This window comes from Photobacterium angustum (genome assembly GCF_003026365.1).
GTDB lineage: Bacteria > Pseudomonadota > Gammaproteobacteria > Enterobacterales > Vibrionaceae > Photobacterium > Photobacterium angustum.
Genome location: NZ_PYOM01000001.1, coordinates 179424 through 198537 on the forward strand (window position 1 = coordinate 179424; position 19114 = coordinate 198537).

The window sequence follows — 19114 nt, forward strand, 5'->3', positions numbered from 1 at the left end:
TAGGTATGTTTTTTGCTTTTTAATTGTTCGATGAAAAAGTGAATGCAAAGAGTGTTCCCAATTAGGCTCTTGTATTAAAGAATTTAAATGTTCATACGATATAAAGAAAACAATATTTGAGGGCGGGTAAGTAATGAATAAGTGGATTGTAATTGTGTTGTCGTTAGCGATGACTGCTTGTGCCTCACCTCCTGTTTATAACGGTAAAGAGAAATACTCATCAGGCGCCTATTCTTTATCAGACACGCCAAGGCATACCGTTGATTATTTTATTGAAGGATTAGCGAATCAATTGGTAACGTCGAACCAATATTTAACGGCGAGTACGCCATTAGCAGTCACCTCGTTTGTTGATTTACAAGATATGACAGAAACCAACTGGCTAGGTAATGTGGTGAGTGAAAACTTCATGTACCAAATGCAGCAACGTGGTTTTACGGTGGTTGATTACAAGTCAACAGGGGTCATTAAAGTGACCCGTAGTGGCGATTTTAGTATTAGTCGCAACTGGAAAGAATTAGCGTCACAGCAGCCTGTTGATTACGTGCTAACAGGTACCATGTTGCGCCAAAGTGGTGGGGTTCTCATTAACGCACGAATTATTGGTATGCGTTCAAATGTCGTTATAGCTACCGCACAGGGTTTTCTTCCCGCTGAGCGTATTGGTCGAGATTTGGATTTTATGAATAAAATTCAGTTACGAAATGGGGTCATTATGCGTACAGATGTGCGTAACCGTCCCGATAATAATGTAATTTTAAAGCCTTAAGGAAGTAACAATGAAATATTATGTGGCTTTAGCTACTGCGATGTTATTACTGTCAGGTTGTACTAATACAACATCAAGCAGTTCAACGGTTCCGGGCCCAGACTTAACCAAAAGTAAAGATGTGATCCAAGCCGTAGGGTATGCTTCAATTAGTGAGCAAAAAGGGCAAACAAAAGAAGAAAAAAGTATTCGTGCAATGCGCGCTTCTAAGTTAGATGCTTACCGCGAATTATCAGAGCAAATTTATGGTTTGCGTATTAGTGCTACAACATCGCTTGATGATCAGCAATTAGGATATGAAAGTACGGATGGCGCAGTAGATGGTGTTATCCGTGGGGCAAAAGTTATTCGCAGTTATCCTGTCGGTGACAGTTATGTCACGGAAATGGAGCTAAATATTGGTTTGATGGAACGAATGAAGCAACACGGTGAAGTGTTTCATGTACCAAATAAACAAGAAGTTATGTTTTAACGGTTACGCTTTTAGGTTGGTGCCTAATGAACGAACATTTTGTGCGATACCATCACAATTGTAGGTCATTTGGTGCCGTCCACGACTTTGCTGGAATAAATTATTTAGCTTATGAAAGCTGAGGTGAGCGCGCTGTAATACTTCGCCATTGATATCATTATACTGTTGGCATTCTTTAACTAGTTCTTGAATCGAATTCACTTGTGTTTGGTATTCGTCGATCTGTGTTAACTGGTCGCGCTCTTCATGGGAAGACAATAAATAGTCGTGTTGCTGGACTTTGTAGATCAGATCTAACTTCTCTTTGGCAATCTGTTCAATTTCTAATGCCTTACGGCGAGTAATTGCCACTCTTTCTTGTTTGAGAAGATCGATTAAAGACAATAAGGTGGTTTGTTGAATTTCAAGCAGTTGACCAAGTGTCTGTTTCATTTCGCTGATCTCAATTCTAGTATGCAGATGTTATCTTAAAGCCCATTAAGCTCGTCTTCGAACTTTAACATATTTGATGCAAGTTTATCGGCATCAATAGTATATGAGCCATTTGCAATCGCTTGTTTGATCTCTGCCACTTTTCCAGCATCAAAGCTTGGCTCTGTTGCCAATTGTTGATGAATTTGGCCCACAGCTTTACCTTGAGAGCTTAAAGATACTTCGTCATGCTGATCTTTAGCAATGTTTGACGTGGTAGTTTGCTCTTCCGTTGTGGTTGTTTTTTGTTGGCCAACACGTGTGGTATTTACAGGTTGTCCACCACGTAGGTGATCAATACTTGCCATAATGTTTACCTTGATAATTAACTGTGATAACTAGTTATCGGCAAAGTGTGAACAGACTTTAGTAAATATTATGCAGATAAAATGATTTCTTTATCGTCATGCGAAATCGACTTTTCTGACTAATACTTTACGGTTACTTCACCAACTGCGGTAATAATAGCATCAATCATGCGTCTTGATGTTTTATTCTGAACTCGGATCTCTTCACCGATAGCCCCATCAGACAGTGCTTTACCTTCAGTTACTATATTTAGCCCGCCTGTTCCTGCACGGATAATAACTGTGTCGTTACGGCATACTAAACAAATATCACGGGCTTGGATCATTTCTCCTAATTTCACTGAACGCTTAACTTTTGATCCTATGATTTCATTAGGATCTTCAAAGCTATTGCCTCGTTGAAACCGACTTTCAACCATTTTAACGGAAAGTTTATCTCGAGTAATAACCATGCCTCGACCAAGAGCCACGCTAGCAACAACTTTAGGCAGTGTTAATTGTACATTTACAGGGACATAAAGCTGCCAGTTTTCGGTAGGACATTTAACAAGCACAGTAACATTACCACTTAAGTTTTGTTTGCCGGGTAGGCTGGCTTCTAGTGGTGCCGAACAAGTAGAAAAGCGAAGACGGTTATCAAGCTCTGCTGCTGTAACTTTTAATTCCCCTTTTTCTGGCAAGGTAACTTGCTGTTTTATTAGGTTTTCAGCGGCTATTTCCACGGAATCTAGCACGTTATAATCGGAAGCGAAGATATTTGTACTAAAGAAAAATAGCAAAAGGCCGATAAAAATTGGCAAGAGTTTTTGATCTCTGTGGCTTGTCACGGTAAATGCTCTTTGGTCATGATTAGAATTACTATAACATTCGCAGTTATAGCTAGATATTCTAATATCTTGATTATTTATCAGATGTGATCGTGAGTGGATAAAGTGTGTTCGCGAGCGCGATTTATAACACGACAGGGAGTTTATCCAATGACAGGTATTTTAGATTCAGTTAACCAGCGGACACAATTAGTTGGGCAAAACCGATTAGAGCTGCTGACATTTCGTCTTAATCGACGTCAACGTTATGGTATTAACGTTTTTAAAGTTAAAGAAGTTCTGCAATGTCCACAATTAACATCAATGCCGAATTTACATCCATTGATTAAAGGTGTTGCTCATATTCGAGGACAAACCATTTCTGTTATTGATATGAGCTTAGCGACCGGCGGACGTCCAATCACCGATTTAACCAATTGCTTTATTATCATTTCGGAATTTAATCGCTCTATTCAAGGCTTCCTTGTGTCTTCTGTTGAACGCATTATTAACATGAATTGGGAATCGATCCTTCCGCCTCCTCAAGGTGCTGGTCGAAGTAATTATTTGACTGCTGTGACAGAAATAGACGGTGAATTAGTTGAAATTTTAGATGTTGAAAAAATTCTCGATGAGATCTCACCAGTTAATACCAACATCACAGGAACCGTACTTGAAGAGTTAGTTGAAAATGGCCCTGCAGTGCGTCGCGTTCTTGTTGCTGATGATTCAACCGTTGCACGTAAGCAGGTACAACGAGCGATAGAATCGATTGGTTGTGAATGTGTACTCGTAAAAGATGGTAAAGAGGCCATTATTAAATTGCGTGAAATGGCCGCTCAAGGCTCTATTTATGAGCAACTGTCGTTGATTATTTCTGATATTGAAATGCCAGAGATGGACGGGTACACATTAACTGCTGAAATAAGAAATGATCCTAAATTAAAAGACTTACATGTTATTTTACATACATCATTAAGTGGTGTGTTTAACCAAGCCATGGTTGAACGTGTAGGAGCAAATGCTTTTATTCCTAAATTTAACCCAGACGAATTGGGTCGAGCTGTAAAAGGGGCAATGCCTGATAGCTCAATTGAATCGGCGTAACCGTTAAAAATTATTAAGCATTTAATGCCGAACGTACTGACAAAGAAGAGTTGTAAATGACAGCAGTAACTGTAAATGACCAAGAATATCGTGAATTTTGCCGATTTCTTGAGTCTCAATGTGGCATCGTATTGGGCGATAGCAAGCAATATTTAGTGCGCAGTCGTTTAAGCCCGTTAGTGAATCGTTTTTCTTTATCGTCGCTTTCAGACTTGTTGCAGAATGTATTATCAGGTCGTAATCGTGAATTACGTATTGCCGCCGTTGACGCGATGACTACCAATGAAACATTGTGGTTTCGTGATGGTTATCCTTTTACCGTTTTATCAGACAAAATTTTGCCTGAACTTGCAGCAAACAAAAAACCGATCAAAATTTGGTCTGCGGCGAGTTCATCAGGTCAAGAACCGTATTCGATGGCGATGACTGTTTTAGAAACCCAAGCTAAGCGCCCTGGTTTACTGCCATCTATTCAAATTACAGCCACTGATATCTCACAGACGATGTTGGAAACATGCCGAGCTGGTGTGTATGACAATCTTGCTTTAAGTCGAGGGCTATCGCCGGAGCGTCGCCGTATGTTTTTTGAAGACAATGGTGATGGCCGTATGCGGGTTAACAATAAAGTTAAACAAATGGTTAATTTTAGGCCGCAAAATCTTAAAGATAGTTATGCATTGCTGGGGAAGTTTGACATTATTTTCTGTCGTAATGTCTTGATTTATTTCTCACCAGAAATGAAATCGAAAGTATTAAATCAGTTAGCGGCAAGCTTAAACCCTGGCGGCTATTTGTTCTTAGGGGCATCAGAGTCGCTAACAGGGTTAACGGAAAAATTTGAAATGATCCGTTGTAACCCAGGCATCATTTATAAACTCCGTTAATTGAAGAAGCGCTACCGCTTGTTAATATTGCGTGTAGCGCTTTTTAGTTAATTATTATCCTCTCTAGTAACCAACCATCTTCTTAATTTCTCAATTCTTAAAATTGGCACTGTCTTTGCTTTATTACTGCTAAGTAATTGTGGAGGCAAGATATGTCCATTTCGTTCGATAAAGCATTAGGGGTTCATCAGTATACTGTTGGTGTACGTGAAAAACGTGCAGAAACCCTTGCGAGTAATATCTCCAATGCCAATACTCCGGGCTATAAAGCAAAAGATTTAGACTTCAGTCGAGCGCTTAAAGCGGCAACATCTGGGGCAGATATTGGCCTAAGCCGAACAAATGGGCGGCACATTAATGCCTCTACACAAGTCAGTGGCGAGCAAAAATATCGCGTGCCAACACAGCCGGATACAGGGGATGGCAACACGGTGGATGCACAACTAGAGCAAAACTTGTTTATGCAAAATAGTATTGAATATCAAGCATCGCTGGATTTTTTAGGTTCGAAATTTAAGAACCTGAGCAAGGCATTGAAAGGGGAATAATAATGAGTTTATTTAATGTTTTTAATGTAACGGGATCGGCAATGAGTGCTGAATCCGTACGTTTAAATACCACATCAAGTAACCTTGCTAACGCCAATAGTGTCAGTAGCTCAGCAGAAGAAACCTATAAAGCCCGCCATCCTATTTTTGCCGCTGCATTAAATTCTGCGTCTTATCACCAAAGTAGCAGCGTGCCTGTGCAAGTTAAAGGCATTGTTGAAAGTGATAAGCCGTTATCAGCTGAATACAATCCTGAGCATCCGATGGCAAATGCTGAAGGCTTTATTTATAAGCCCAACGTTAATGTGATGGAAGAAATGGCGAATATGATTTCGGCATCTCGCTCATATCAAAATAATGTTCAGGTAGCTGATGCGAGTAAGCAGATGCTAATGAAAACCTTGCAGATGGGTAAATAAGGTAAGGAGTTGTCATTATGAGCACAATTAATGGTGCAGGAAACAGCAATCTTTCTTACCTTGACCAGCTAAAAAGCATGCAAGATAAGAAAGTTGAACAAGAGCAAGAAGTCACAGGAAAAAATCAGCTGAAGCAAGATGATTTCTTATCATTGCTAACCAAACAATTAGCACAGCAAGATCCGTTTAAACCTGTGAGTAATGATCAAATGATCGCGCAAATGGCATCATTCGCCACCGTTGATGGCATTAACAAAATGAATGAGCAGTTTGGCTCATTAAATAGTGCAATGACATCAAATCAAGCACTACAAGCTTCTTCTCTTGTTGGACAAGATGTACTTATTCCTAATTCAACCGCAATGCGCAGTAGTGAAGGCGAAATGTCTGGCATGACGCGTTTAACGCAAAGCGTTGATAACGCTATGTTGCGCGTTGAAAATGAACAAGGTGAATTGGTCAAAACCATGAGTCTTGGTGCTAAATCAGCCGGTGAACATCCATTTACATGGGATGGCAAAGATGATGATGGCAACATTATGCCGCAAGGAATGTATAAGTTTTCTGTGTCAGGCAATGTAAAAGGCGAAAGCCAGAATTTTGAAGTGCTTACACACGCAAACGTGAATAGCGTTTTATTAGGGAATAACGACGGTCAGGTGATGTTAAATCTTGCTGGCTTCGATAAGCCAGTTCAGTTGGCTGATGTTCTACAAATTGGCAAAGCAACACAAAAAGGATAATCGAATATGAGTATGAACATTGCGTTGAGCGGTTTAGGTGCAGCTCAAAAAGATCTAAATACCACCAGTAATAACATAGCCAATGCCAACACCTTTGGTTTTAAAGAATCACGTGCTGAATTTGGTGATGTTTATTCTAATTCGATTTTCTCTAATGCAAAAACCACAACGGGTGGGGGCGTACAAACCTCAACCGTTGCTCAGCAGTTCCACGAAGGTTCCAGTATTTACACCAATAACCCGTTAGATTTACGTGTCTCTGGTTCGGGTTTTTTTGCTGTGGCAGATAATAAAAATGAACCTGCGAATAACAACCTTACCCGTAATGGTGCATTTCATTTAAATAATGAAAATGAGTTAGTTAACTCTGAAGGTAAGTTCTTATTAGGTTACCCTGTCAATAAAGATTCAAATACCGTGGCTTCTTATGAAGCAAAATCGATGAAAATTGATGATGTATTTGGTCAGCCAACAAAATCAGGCACGATCAAAGTGTCTTTGAATTTACCTAATAAAGAAACAACGCCTAAAAATAGTCCATTTGATTTTAAAGATCCTGACTCTTTTAATAAATCCACGTCATCAACGATTTATGATTCATTAGGTAAGCCGTATAAAATGACGACTTATTATGTTGCTAAATATAATCCTAATGCCGTTCCAACTAATGCTAATACATGGGAAGTGCACCAAACTGTTACTAATAATAGTGGTGAAGAGCGATTATTAAAACCAGATCCGACAAAAATACCTCCTGCTTATCAAGTGATTGATAATACAAATCCTACTGCTCCAGTGGTGACAGGTTATCGTATGCGATTTGATCAAAATGGTCAGCCTTATCCTGGGGATGCTGGTAATCCAACAGCAACACCTCCAATACCACCAACACCAGCAAGCCCATTAAATATTCAAATGGAGACATTTGCCTCTGCTGGTATTGATGTCGGTGGTGCTGATCCTACACAATCGTTAACCATGAACTATGATGATCCGACTCAATATGCTTCGGCGTTTGAAGTGCGTAAATTCCAAGATGTAGACGGCGCGACAACAGGCTATTTATCGAAAGTTGATATCGATCCTGAAGGCAATATTTTGGCGTCTTATTCAAATGGTAAAGATATCGTTGTAGGACGTGTTGCTTTAGCACGTGTTTCTAATGAGCAAGGGTTAGCACAGTTAGGTGGTACGCTTTGGAATACCACTCAAGAATCAGGTCAGGCGATTTGGGGTGATGCATCTCAAGGCTCATTTGGCTCTGTTAAAAGCGGAACGCTTGAACAATCAAATATTGATATGACCCAAGAGCTGGTGGATTTGATCACCGCGCAACGTAACTTCCAAGCTAGCTCTCGTGCACTAGATGTGAATAACCAGCTACAACAGAATATTCTACAAATTCGTTAAGGTTTATCCTTTACAGTCCTATTGCCGTTTTACCTTTTCGTTGAAGCGGCAATTTTTTTCCCTCCAGTATTATCTTCCTTCTCTTTTTCTCTCAATACACTGTTATTAAACAATAAATATAATTGGCTTAGTTTTTGCTTTATTGATGCTGTTAGATAATAGGAGTGTCAAAAAAATGGATCGTGCTCTGTATCTTGCCATGAGTGGCGCAAAACAAGATATGTATGGTATGCAAGTACATGCCAATAACTTGGCGAATGTCAGTACAACAGGCTTTCGTGCAGACTTACAACAGGCGCGTAGTATGCAAGCCTATGGTGAAGGTCTACCTAGCCGTGTGTTTTCAATGGCAGAACGCCCAGGTAATGATTTTGCACAAGGCTCAGTGATCAATACAGGGCGGGATTTAGACGTTGCAGTAGAAGGCGACGGTTGGCTTGCCGTAATGGATGTAAAAGGCCAAGAAGCTTACACCCGTGCTGGACATTTGAAAATTGATCAAACAGGCATGTTACAAAACAGTAATGGTCAATTGGTGTTAGGCCAAAACGACAGTCCTATTTTTATCCCACTTCCGATCAGTAAAATTGAAATTGGTAAAGACGGTACGGTGTCGGTTTTACCACAAGGTGCGCCGCCTGATGCAATGGCAGTTGTTGATCGTATTAAATTGGTTAAACCTGATAACCAAGCGTTGTTTAAAGATACTGATGGTTTATTTAAATCCATCGGCGAACGTATTCCGCTTGATGCAGATGCCAGTGTAACACTGGCGAAAGGTATGCTTGAAGGCAGTAACGTGAATGCGGTTTCTGAAATGACCAGCATGATTGATCTTCAGCGCCACTTTGAAATGCAAGTAAAACTGATGAAAACCGCAGAAGAAATGGATAAAGCCTCTTCTTCTCTTATGCGTATTGGCTAATTAAAAGGACAGAACAATGCATCCAGCACTATGGGTAAGTAAAACCGGTCTTGACGCGCAGCAGACAAATATCTCGACTATTTCTAACAACTTGGCTAACGCCTCAACCGTTGGCTTTAAAAAAGGTCGTGCGGTTTTTGAAGATCTCTTCTATCAAAATATTAATCAACCGGGCGGTCAGTCAACTCAAGATACCACGTTACCAACAGGTTTGATGTTGGGGGCGGGCTCAAAAGTGGTTGCGACACAAAAAGTCTTTACCCAAGGTAATACTCAAACCACCAATAACGCCATGGACATGATGATCGAAGGTGATGGCTTTTTCCAAGTGCTATTACCTGATGGCAATATAGGCTATACCCGTAATGGTCAGTTTACGATTAACTCTGAAGGTCAATTAGTTACCAGTGGTAGTGGCTATCCTGTACAGCCTGAGATTGTGGTACCTGAAGATGCGGTAGGCATTACCGTCGGTACTGATGGTGAAGTTTCTGCCCGTATTCGTGGTGAGCAAGAAAACCAAGTCTTGGGGCAAATTACCACCGTCGACTTTATTAACCCAGGTGGTATGGAGCCTATCGGTCAGAATTTATTCTTACCAACAGGTGCGAGCGGCGATCCTCAAGAAGGGACACCGGGCTTGGAAGGATATGGCTCTATCCGCCAATCTATGCTTGAAACGTCCAACGTAAACGTGACGGAAGAGCTTGTGAATATGATTGAAGCACAACGCGTTTATGAGATGAACTCGAAAGTGATTTCAACTGTTGATCAGATGTTGAGTTACGTTAACCAGCAATTGTAATGATTGGTGGTAATGAATGAATTGCGCTCAGGTAAATAAAATGAATCGTCAGTGGATGAAAAGATCATTACTTCTATTAAGTTTGGCATTAACAGGCTGTGTATCTACACCACCTGATGTTGCTGGTAGTGATATTGAAAAAGCCACCACCAATGTTGATGCGGTAGAAGGTAAAGAGAAAGAGTCGAAAGGGCTTATTGATCGGATCCGTAAACGCGTAGATCCAGAAGCGGGCGATCCTGCTTGGAATCCTGTTCGTCCACAAGATAAACCTGAGCATTACGCAACAGCAACAGGCTCTTTGTTTAATCAATCACAAGTGCAAGATCTGTATGACGACACCAAGCCCCGTGGTATTGGTGATATCGTCACAATTTTATTAGAAGAAAAAACCGCAGCGAAAAAGAGTGCAAGCTCAGATTTAGATAAATCTACCGATTTAAATATGAAGCCAATAGAGCTAGGGGGTAAACCCGTCACCATTCGTGATTACAGCTTGTCTTATGGCATGTCGAACAACAACACATTTGCAGGTTCTACTTCTGCCGATCAAAGTAACAGTATTAAAGGTTCTATTTCAGTTGAAGTGGTTGAGGTTTTAAATAACGGTAACTTGGCTGTGCGTGGTGAAAAATGGCTAATGCTTAACACTGGCGAAGAATATATTCGGGTAAGCGGACATATTCGACCTGACGATATTAGCCAAGATAACACCATTGCATCAACACGTATTTCTAATGCGCGGATCCAATACTCAGGTACCGGTGATCGCCAAGATATTCAAGAGCAAAATTGGTTATCACGTTTCTTTAACGTTGCTTTCTAATCAGCCAATTTTTGTCAAAACATAGCGTCAGGGAAAGGAGAATCCATTGAATTTTCGCGCAATTATTATTACTGGATTAATTTTATTATCTGGTACTGTGGATGCGGCACGTATCAAAGATGTCGCTTCCGTTGCAGGAGTTCGTAGTAACCAACTTGTCGGTTATGGTCTAGTTGTTGGTTTGCCCGGTACTGGCGAGACAACGCCTTTCACCGATCAAAGCTTTAATGCCATGCTGCAAAATTTCGGCATTCAATTGCCGGTAGGTACAAAGCCAAAAATCAAAAACGTTGCCGCTGTTGCTGTTAATGCCACTTTGCCCCCTTTTACAAAACAAGGTCAAAGCATTGATGTTACCGTTTCTTCTATCGGTTCAGCCAAGAGTTTACGAGGTGGTACGTTATTGCAAACTTTTTTAAAAGGTTTAGATGGCAAGGTTTATGCAATAGCTCAAGGTACATTGGTAGTTGGTGGCTTTAGTGCAGAAGGGGCTGATGGCTCTAAAGTTATCGGTAATACGCCAACGGTAGGTCGAATCTCTAACGGTGCAATGGTTGAACAAGAAGTACCGAACCCATTTGGACGCGGTGATTACTTAACCTTTAATTTGTATGATTCAGATTTTACCACGGCACAACGTATGGCAGATTCTATTAATCAGTTTTTAGGGCCTCAAATGGCATCAGCTGTCGATGCAACATCAATAAAAGTGCGAGCACCACGCGATGTGAGTCAGCGAGTTGCGTTTCTATCAACAGTTGAAAACCTAGAGTTTGATCCGGCAGAAGGTTCAGCCAAAATTATTGTTAACTCACGTACTGGTACCATTGTTATTGGACAGCATGTGAAGTTAAAACCTGCGGCAATCACCCATGGTGGTATGACAGTATCCATTAAAGAAAACCCACAGGTGAGTCAACCCAACGCCTTTGCTGGTGGTGAAACGACCGTGGTTGAGAACAGTAATATCAACGTACAACAATCTGATGCACGCATGTTTAAGTTTGAGCCGGGCGTGTCGTTAGATGAGCTTGTTCGAGCGGTGAACCAAGTGGGGGCCGCACCATCAGATCTAATGGCAATTTTACAAGCGCTAAAACAAGCGGGCGCCATTGAAGGGCAGTTGATCATCATTTAACCCTGATGATTTAAGTAAAAAGTAATTAACAAGGATTGTAATATGAAGCAATTTGATCCCGGTTTTGTCCATGATATTAGTAACCTAGACCGTCTACGTGCGGGTATTGGCGAAGATTCAAAGGGATCATTGCGTCAGGCGGCTAATCAGTTTGAGTCTATCTTTACTCAGATGTTATTTAAGTCAATGCGCGAAGCGAACGAAGCGTTTGAATCTGATTTAATGAGCAGCAATAACAGCAAGTTTTATCAGCAAATGCATGATGAGCAGATGTCATCTCAGCTAAGTACCACTGGAAGTTTGGGCTTGGCTGATATGATTGTTAAGCAATTAGGTGGCGAAGATAACGAGCAAAAGCCGCATACTCCAACGACAGATTTATTCCCGAAAAAAGACAATACGGATCCATTGCAGATTCGCCCAATCGATAATAAATCCCAGCCATTAAAACTACCGCAACGAGAAGATCACAACAGTGTTGCGGCACAACAGGTATTAGAAAAATATAAGCAGCGATTACAAACCGCTGATGCTCAGCCACCATTACGACAACCTGAACCTGATCGTTTTGAAACGCCACAAGCATTTGTTGATCATATGGCACCGTATGCGACTAAAGCGGCACGCGCTTTGGGAACCGATCCCGCAATGTTGATAGCGCAAGCGGCGTTAGAAACAGGCTGGGGTAAAAAAGTGATCAAAAATGCGGCAGGAACAAGTAACAACCTATTTAATATCAAAGCCGATCCACGTTGGAGTGGGCAAAAGGTTGCCACGCGAACATTGGAATATCATAACGGTGTTGCTGTACAAGAAAATGCGGCGTTTCGATCTTATGGTTCTTATCAAGATAGCTTTCAAGATTTTGTGAAGTTCTTACAACAGAACCCACGTTATTCAACGGCGTTAAAACACAGTGGTGAGCCGAATCAATTTATTCGTGAAATACATAAAGCAGGATATGCCACCGATCCTAATTACAGTAATAAAGTATTAGCAGTAATGAAAAAGGTGAAAACATTAATGTAAAAAGAAGGGATATATAAATAAAAGCGAATTAAAATAAAACATTTATATTCTATCAAATAATATTTGATGGAAGTTTTTTAGTATTTTAAATATAGAGTCATACAACAATATCAATAATGTTTGATACCATTTTAATTAGGTCGTTACTTTCAAATAAAGCATTTTCTACTTCTTTTTCAGGTACTTGCTTTTCTTCTGTTTTTTTATCGTCAAAATGATCACTCACTAGTGGTACAACAACTTCTTTTAATGCGTAACCAATTAATCCTGATACTAATAAGTTCATAATCACTATCCTTAATGTTTTATTTTAATTTGGGTTGAGCTTTTAAATTATAAACAAATAGCGATTTATTACCATCATTAAATACTCAAAAATAATCGTTTAATTAAAAATACCATTATTATTTTTAATTGGTTCGATTTTTGCAAAGAAGCTATCGTAATGTGCGCTTTATATGAATAAGCGTCATTAAGATTGATATAAAACATCACGTTGTTAATGAGTTAGGGAATCAATATGGCGTCGGATTTAATGCAGCTTGGTATCAGTGGTTTGCGTACATCGCAAAAGCAACTTGATGTAACCAGCCATAATATTAGTAACGTGCATACCGCAGGTTATAGCCGTCAGGTTGTCGATCAAAAAGCGGCCGATGCACAATGGAGCGGCGGTAACTATTACGGCAGCGGTGCCTATATTGATAGCGTTAATCGTGCTTACGATCAGTTTGCTGCCCGTGAATTAACACTCTCTACCACCCAGCTTGAAGCTTCAGATGTTCGTCAACAACATATGATGATGTTGGATGACTTCACCTCAAAAAGTGCTGTTAACACCGTTAATAGCATGAATGATTTTTATAACTCGGTACGTTCATTGTCAGATCACCCTAACGATCTTGGCTCTCGTCAAACCGTGTTAGACCATGCCGATCAAGCGGCAAAAAGTTTTAATAGCTCCCATGAAATGTTGACCAATATTCGCCGTGATGTGAATGAGCAATTGGGTGTGACACTTGATCGTGTAAATGCATTAGGGCAAGAAATTGCCGCTATCAATACCAGTTTGCAAGAAATGCCTGATGGCGATCAAAACCATGACTTGTTGGATAAACAGCGTGGCCTAATCAATGAATTAGCCAAATATACCAAAGTGACAGTACTGGCGGATAAAGGCAGCCTTGCAGATAAAGTCATTATTGGTAGTGGTGATACCTTGGTCTCTGGCGTCGAATCGTCACAATTAAAAATGGTCAATGGCGATCCTGATTTAGAAGATAAACAAATAGCCTTAATCAATGGTAACCAAGCTAAGCCAATTAAAAGTGATGATATTGGTGGTGGGTTAGGTGCCATGCTATCTATTCGTGATGATGTAATAGATAAAAGCCTAGATGAAATGGGGCGGATGGCGATTGGCTTCTCAAAGCAAATAAATGATTTACAGCAATCTGGTACAGATTTAACAGGTGCAATAGGCAGTGCTTTATTTAGTGATGTTAATAGCCCTACTTTCGTCAAAGAGCGAGTATTAAAGCCGTTAGGTAGTCAAACTGACATTGATGTAAAAATAGATGATGTAAATGCGCTGAAAACTGGTGATTATGAATTAACCACAGAATTTGATGGAACTGATTACAGCTTTACATTGTTTGATCCTGCAGGCAATGAAATGAAAAAGCCTGATGGTAGCGCACTTATTTCTTCAACAGATACATTACCCGTTGAAGTGAATGTCGATGGTTTAACGTTAACCATGAACACTGTTATGGGCAATCCTCCAGCTACAGGGCAAAGCGAAACCGTCATTATTCAACCTATGCGTCGCGGCGCGGCTAACATCAGTGTTGAAATGTCAGATCCTCGTGGCCTAGCAGGACACCGTCAAACCGCACTGATAGAGGCTAACCCAAATAATGCGGGTACAGCGGCATTAACTACCGTCACAGATAACACACCAGATGCTGTCGCGGGTAATTATCAAATAGATATTATCAATAGTGCAGATTTAACAGCAACAGATGGCACAGGCAATACTGGTGCTGCACAATTTGATGCGATCAAAAGTGCAGCGGCGGAAGCTGCCCAAGGCGTATATACCCTTAGTTTAAATGCCATTGGAGATAAAATCAGCATGGTTGATGCTGCAAGTAATCCGATCAATTTAATTGATGCAACGGGAACGCCTGTAACTGAGCTTGATTACCCATTAACAACAACAGGCAATACTTTAACTATGGTTGCCAGTGATGGTAGCCAAGTGAGTGTCGCAACGCTTGGAGCAGGAGCTGCGGTTGGTGATTCTTTTACGCTAAATATTACTACGTCGGATAAATTAACAGTTAAAAACACCCAAACGAACACCTTAGTTGATCTTGATGATGGCAGCGGCAATTCTGTACAAGCGTTAGCTTACCCACTAACGAATGCTAATAAAGAAATTACCTTTGCAGGTCAAGCAACCCCGACATTCTCACTCACCGATAATGGTCTGGCCGGTGATAACTTTACAGTGAGTTTAGGAAGAAGCAGTGCGGTAGGCGGCAACAGTAACTTTTTAGCGATGCAGCAAATTCAGCATGAAAAAACCATGAACGAGGGTAAATCAAGTGTGATTGATTTATTCGAAGGCTTGGCAACCGACATCGGTATGATGAAAAGTAATGCGGATAAAACAGCCGAAGTGAATCAATTAGATTTTGATGCCGCCTCTGAGCGTGTTTCTAATCTATCAGGGGTTAACCTTGACGAAGAAGCGGCAAACTTGATGAAGTTTCAACAGTCATACATGGCATCATCACGCATCATGTCGGTAGCAAAAGAAACCTTTGATACCTTAATGCGCGCAGTATAAGTAGGAGTAAATAATGATTAATCGTGTTTCTACTGCCAGTCAGTATCAAAGTTTGACCTCAAACCTAATGCGTAAGCAAGGTGAAGTAAACGAGAGCAATAACCAATTATCGACAGGTAAACGGGTTGAAACCGCAGGTGATGATCCAGTGTCTTCGGTGACGATTCAAAACTATCGCCAACAGTTAACTCAAATAGATCAATATAAAAGCGCGATCACCATGGCGAATAATCGCTTAGGGGTGATGGAAAGCTCTATTGCTGGCGTGGAAGATAACCTTGATGCTACAAAGCAAAAAGTACTTCGGATGATCAACGGTGCGATGGCATCAAATGATCGTACTGCTTTTAAAGATGAATTAACCAGTTTGCGTGATGGTTTGTTAGAGCTCGCCAATAGCCGTGACGAATCAGGAAACTATGTATTTGCGGGTAATCAAATGGATACCCAACCGTTTGTAAAAGGCACTGACGGTAAAATGAATTATCAAGGTGATAGCCAATCGCGCTATGCCCAAATAGATAAGTCAGTTGAAGTGAAAACCAGTTTACCGGGCGATCAACTCTTTACATCAATACCTAATCCGTATGGCGACTTTCGCCCCGGCTTTAGTGATTTAAGTAGTGGGTCAAAATTACATGTACTCAGTGCAACAACCTCTGATTTTACGAAAGCTCAACCGATTGACATTGCTTTTAGTGAGGCGGTAGTTACGCAGCCTGATGGCAGTGAAAAAACAGTCATGCAATACAATTTAAGTCTTGATGGAAAAGAAGTGGTTGCAGATCAGGATTACGATCCAGAAAAAGGGATCCAGTACACGGCAGCGGATGGTAGTAGCGTATCGATTACCCTTGATGATGTTGAAGTCGGCGATAAATTAACCCTTAACCCTGCGCAGAAAATCAATATTTTTGATTCATTACAAGATGCGATAGATAACGCTGAAAAACCAACCTCGTCAGCGGCGGCTGAAGCGACGTTACAGCGGGTAATTGATGATATTGATAGTAGTTTCTTGCATGTTAGTCAGCGCCGTTCAGAAGTGGGCACTATTATGCAGCAAGTGGAAAGACAGCAAGAACAGCATCTCGATTTTGAACTGACCTTAAATAGCGCACAAAGTGGTTTAGAAGATTTGGATTACAGTAAAGCGATAATGGAAATGAACCAACAAATGATGGCATTGCAAGCATCACAATCGGCGTTCAGCAAAACTAAGCAATTATCGTTATTTAACTACTTATAAATGATTGCTAATAACATGCGTGATATTGAAAACGGCAACTATTTGCCGTTTTTTTTGTGATCTAAATAACGTGGTTAAAGAGATGGGTTATTAATGTTGAATGTTTTTAATTTTTTGATAATTAATGATTTTGTGTTTTTTTTGCTTTTAATTGAAGTTTTTTTAAAAAAAATCTAAAGCTTCGAAAAAACGTGCCGTTAACCTTAGCACAAGTTAGAAAAACCTCTTTTAACCCGGCAACACGTCTGGGAAAGATCATACCAAGGAGTGTCACCTTATGGCTATTACAATTAATACCAACGTAACAGCAATGACTGCCCAGCGTAACCTAAACAGTGCTAGCAGTAGCGTTGCCGACAGCATGCAAAAACTTTCATCTGGTCTTCGTATTAACTCTGCGAAAGATGATGCAGCAGGTCTTCAAATCTCTAACCGTTTAACAAACCAAACTAACGGTTTGAACGTGGCAATGCGTAACGCCAACGACGGTGTTTCAATGGCACAGACTGCTGAAGGTGCAATGCAAGAGTCAACCACAATCATGGAGCGTATGCGTGAGCTTGCGCTACAGTCTGCGAACGGTTCAAACTCAGATAAAGACCGTGAAGCAATGCAGAAAGAAATGGGTCAGCTACAAAGCGAAATGAACCGTATTGCTGATACCACAAGCTTTGGTGGCCAGAACCTGCTTGATGGTTCATTTGGTGAGAAGTCATTCCAAATTGGTGCTAACTCAAATGAAACGCAAAGTTTAGAGTTGATGGACGTGTCTTCTCACTCTCTTGGTCGTTCATATTCAGGTGTTGCGGATGTAACAAAGGCGCTTGCAGATGAATTTGAAGCTGGTACATCAACAGGTGATAAAACCTTTAGCCTTAAGCTTGGTGATACTGAGCATAAGATTGAAGTCACTAAAGATATGACTGCAGAAGACTTTGAAAATAAGCTAAATAACATCGAAGGTATCAGTAATATTAAAGTCACCAATGGTGATGTTGAAGGTAAAGCTGCAATTGAAGCAAAACAAGCAACGCAAACATTATCAGGTATTAGCACTACTGGTAATGGTGACATGACACTAGCAATTAGTGGAATAGCTGATGTTACTGTCGCTCAAGGTGATACTAATGCGGATATTAGGGATGCTATTAATGCAGAAATTGCTACTAAAGAAGCTGCAACCCCTGGTTCTACGACAGGAATGAAAGCTGAACTGGATAAAGATGGAAATATCACAATTGCAGGTAAAGATGATGGTACTCAGCTAACTGTTACAGCAGCATATGCTACTGATGCTGCTGGTAGCACTATAAATATTGGTGGAACTGATGTAGTTGGTCTTTCTGGTAGTGCAGTAACAGCTGCTGGACCGGGCGCAACAACCAATGGTGTCACAGCTGCAGCTGAAGTGGCTGGTACTTTTGATATCGACTTATCAAAGGCTAAATTTGATGTAGGTATCGAAACTTATGATCTAAATGGTGCTGGTGATGAAGCGGTTAATACAGGCACAGTTACAACAGAATCAGTAGCAAGCCTAGATTTATCAACGGCAGAAGGCGCACAAAACGCGATTGACGTGCTTGATGCTGCAATGGAACAAGTAGATGATAAGCGTGCGGAAATTGGTGCATTCCAAAACCGTATGAACCACACCATGAGCAACCTTGCTAACATCAACGAAAACGTTAATGCGTCTAACAGCCGTATCAAAGATGTAGATTTCGCCTCTGAAACTGTCAACATGACGAAAGGTCAGATCCTACAGCAAGCAGGTACTTCAATTCTTGCTCAAGCTAAGCAAATCCCACAAGCAGCACTTAGCCTACTAGGTTAATCTGTCTTATTGATGCCCCGTTAGTTTTAGCGGGGCATTATTGTATTTTGGCTATATCGCTAGAGGAAAATGACTATGGCGATCAATCCTACTTCAATACCTCACAACACACTTTCTCACTCATTAGTAAAAGAGAACAGTGGAAAATCGACCACTCAAGCAACACCTTCAAACGCCGCTTCAGAGTCTCAAACATCGCTTGGCAATGATTTGCCGCCCACAGAACACGTAAATGCTGTTAACCGAACAGACGTTGACGATCCTCTTAATTCATCTTTGCAAGATAGCCGTTCCGATCAAGAGAGAATTAAGCAGATCGAGATGGTTTTACAACAATTTAACCGCAGCTTACGCTTCTACCAAGATGAAGAAACCGGTGAGCAAATTGCCACTATTGTAGATAAAGCCAGTGGTGAAATTATTCGTCAAGTTCCGGCACAGGAATTGCTAGAGTTAAACAAAAATTTAGCCAAGCATGCACTGAGCTCGCTGAGCAAAATAGTCTAAGAGG

21 protein-coding genes are annotated in these 19114 nt (G+C 40.7%); 17 read left to right on the forward strand and 4 right to left on the reverse strand.

Features of this window, described 5'->3' with window-relative positions; genetic code table 11:
- The first annotated feature begins 133 nt into the window (after positions 1–133).
- Positions 134–769: a FlgO family outer membrane protein gene (locus tag CTN01_RS00940; RefSeq protein ID WP_045148038.1), complete on the forward strand. Its 636-nt coding sequence runs from the start codon at positions 134–136 to the stop codon at positions 767–769.
- A gap of 10 nt (positions 770–779) precedes the next feature.
- On the forward strand, positions 780–1241 hold the full coding sequence (locus CTN01_RS00945) for an LPP20 family lipoprotein (RefSeq protein WP_045148040.1): 462 nt from the start codon (positions 780–782) through the stop codon (positions 1239–1241).
- A gap of 3 nt (positions 1242–1244) precedes the next feature.
- On the opposite strand, the gene CTN01_RS00950 is transcribed toward CTN01_RS00945, so the two are convergent.
- The 3 genes from CTN01_RS00950 to flgA form a co-directional block, all read right to left on the reverse strand.
- Positions 1245–1673 (reverse strand): flagella synthesis protein FlgN, encoded by a 429-nt coding sequence (locus CTN01_RS00950; protein WP_045127310.1) that lies wholly within the window; start codon positions 1671–1673, stop codon positions 1245–1247.
- Between the two features lie 35 nt (positions 1674–1708).
- Positions 1709–2020, reverse strand: a complete 312-nt coding sequence (gene flgM, locus CTN01_RS00955; RefSeq protein ID WP_005370231.1) for a flagellar biosynthesis anti-sigma factor FlgM — start codon at positions 2018–2020, stop codon at positions 1709–1711.
- Positions 2021–2139: 119 nt separating this feature from the next.
- Complete coding sequence (gene flgA, locus CTN01_RS00960) at positions 2140–2847, reverse strand: flagellar basal body P-ring formation chaperone FlgA (RefSeq protein WP_045127309.1); 708 nt, start codon at positions 2845–2847, stop codon at positions 2140–2142.
- A 150-nt stretch (positions 2848–2997) separates the two neighbouring features.
- Here flgA and CTN01_RS00965 point away from each other — a divergent pair, with 150 nt between their 5' ends.
- From CTN01_RS00965 to flgJ, 11 genes are all read left to right on the forward strand, one after another.
- Positions 2998–3933: a chemotaxis protein CheV gene (locus CTN01_RS00965; protein ID WP_045148041.1), complete on the forward strand. Its 936-nt coding sequence runs from the start codon at positions 2998–3000 to the stop codon at positions 3931–3933.
- A gap of 56 nt (positions 3934–3989) precedes the next feature.
- Positions 3990–4817: a CheR family methyltransferase gene (locus tag CTN01_RS00970; RefSeq protein WP_045148043.1), complete on the forward strand. Its 828-nt coding sequence runs from the start codon at positions 3990–3992 to the stop codon at positions 4815–4817.
- A 152-nt stretch (positions 4818–4969) separates the two neighbouring features.
- The gene (flgB, locus tag CTN01_RS00975; RefSeq protein WP_005370239.1) at positions 4970–5365 is read left to right on the forward strand and encodes a flagellar basal body rod protein FlgB; all 396 of its coding nucleotides are present in this window, start codon (positions 4970–4972) and stop codon (positions 5363–5365) included.
- 2 nt (positions 5366–5367) lie between these two features.
- Positions 5368–5784 (forward strand): flagellar basal body rod protein FlgC, encoded by a 417-nt coding sequence (gene flgC / locus CTN01_RS00980; protein ID WP_045082774.1) that lies wholly within the window; start codon positions 5368–5370, stop codon positions 5782–5784.
- Between the two features lie 17 nt (positions 5785–5801).
- On the forward strand, positions 5802–6527 hold the full coding sequence (gene flgD, locus CTN01_RS00985; protein WP_006646758.1) for a flagellar hook assembly protein FlgD: 726 nt from the start codon (positions 5802–5804) through the stop codon (positions 6525–6527).
- 6 nt (positions 6528–6533) lie between these two features.
- Complete coding sequence (gene flgE / locus CTN01_RS00990; protein ID WP_045148044.1) at positions 6534–7937, forward strand: flagellar hook protein FlgE; 1404 nt, start codon at positions 6534–6536, stop codon at positions 7935–7937.
- A 175-nt stretch (positions 7938–8112) separates the two neighbouring features.
- A complete protein-coding gene (gene flgF / locus CTN01_RS00995) occupies positions 8113–8862 on the forward strand; it encodes a flagellar basal-body rod protein FlgF (protein ID WP_005370247.1) in 750 nt (249 codons plus the stop codon).
- Positions 8863–8878: 16 nt separating this feature from the next.
- Positions 8879–9667: a flagellar basal-body rod protein FlgG gene (gene flgG, locus CTN01_RS01000; protein WP_006646761.1), complete on the forward strand. Its 789-nt coding sequence runs from the start codon at positions 8879–8881 to the stop codon at positions 9665–9667.
- A 55-nt stretch (positions 9668–9722) separates the two neighbouring features.
- Positions 9723–10493, forward strand: a complete 771-nt coding sequence (gene flgH / locus CTN01_RS01005; RefSeq protein ID WP_045148199.1) for a flagellar basal body L-ring protein FlgH — start codon at positions 9723–9725, stop codon at positions 10491–10493.
- A gap of 46 nt (positions 10494–10539) precedes the next feature.
- On the forward strand, positions 10540–11631 hold the full coding sequence (locus CTN01_RS01010; RefSeq protein WP_045148046.1) for a flagellar basal body P-ring protein FlgI: 1092 nt from the start codon (positions 10540–10542) through the stop codon (positions 11629–11631).
- Between the two features lie 42 nt (positions 11632–11673).
- Entirely contained in the window at positions 11674–12660 is a 987-nt protein-coding gene (gene flgJ / locus CTN01_RS01015) for a flagellar assembly peptidoglycan hydrolase FlgJ (RefSeq protein WP_045148047.1), read from the forward strand.
- A 97-nt stretch (positions 12661–12757) separates the two neighbouring features.
- Here flgJ and CTN01_RS01020 read toward each other — a convergent pair whose 3' ends face one another.
- Positions 12758–12946 (reverse strand): hypothetical protein, encoded by a 189-nt coding sequence (locus CTN01_RS01020; protein ID WP_005370259.1) that lies wholly within the window; start codon positions 12944–12946, stop codon positions 12758–12760.
- 234 nt (positions 12947–13180) lie between these two features.
- Here CTN01_RS01020 and flgK point away from each other — a divergent pair, with 234 nt between their 5' ends.
- From flgK to CTN01_RS01040, 4 genes are all read left to right on the forward strand, one after another.
- A complete protein-coding gene (gene flgK, locus CTN01_RS01025; RefSeq protein ID WP_045148049.1) occupies positions 13181–15517 on the forward strand; it encodes a flagellar hook-associated protein FlgK in 2337 nt (778 codons plus the stop codon).
- A gap of 13 nt (positions 15518–15530) precedes the next feature.
- Positions 15531–16766 (forward strand): flagellar hook-associated protein FlgL, encoded by a 1236-nt coding sequence (gene flgL, locus CTN01_RS01030; RefSeq protein WP_045148050.1) that lies wholly within the window; start codon positions 15531–15533, stop codon positions 16764–16766.
- 277 nt (positions 16767–17043) lie between these two features.
- Positions 17044–18603 carry a flagellin gene (locus CTN01_RS01035; RefSeq protein ID WP_045148051.1) on the forward strand — a complete coding sequence of 520 codons (1560 nt, stop codon included), beginning with the start codon at positions 17044–17046 and terminating at the stop codon, positions 18601–18603.
- Positions 18604–18678: 75 nt separating this feature from the next.
- The gene (locus CTN01_RS01040) at positions 18679–19110 is read left to right on the forward strand and encodes a flagellar protein FlaG (RefSeq protein WP_045148053.1); all 432 of its coding nucleotides are present in this window, start codon (positions 18679–18681) and stop codon (positions 19108–19110) included.
- Positions 19111–19114: the final 4 nt, after the last annotated feature.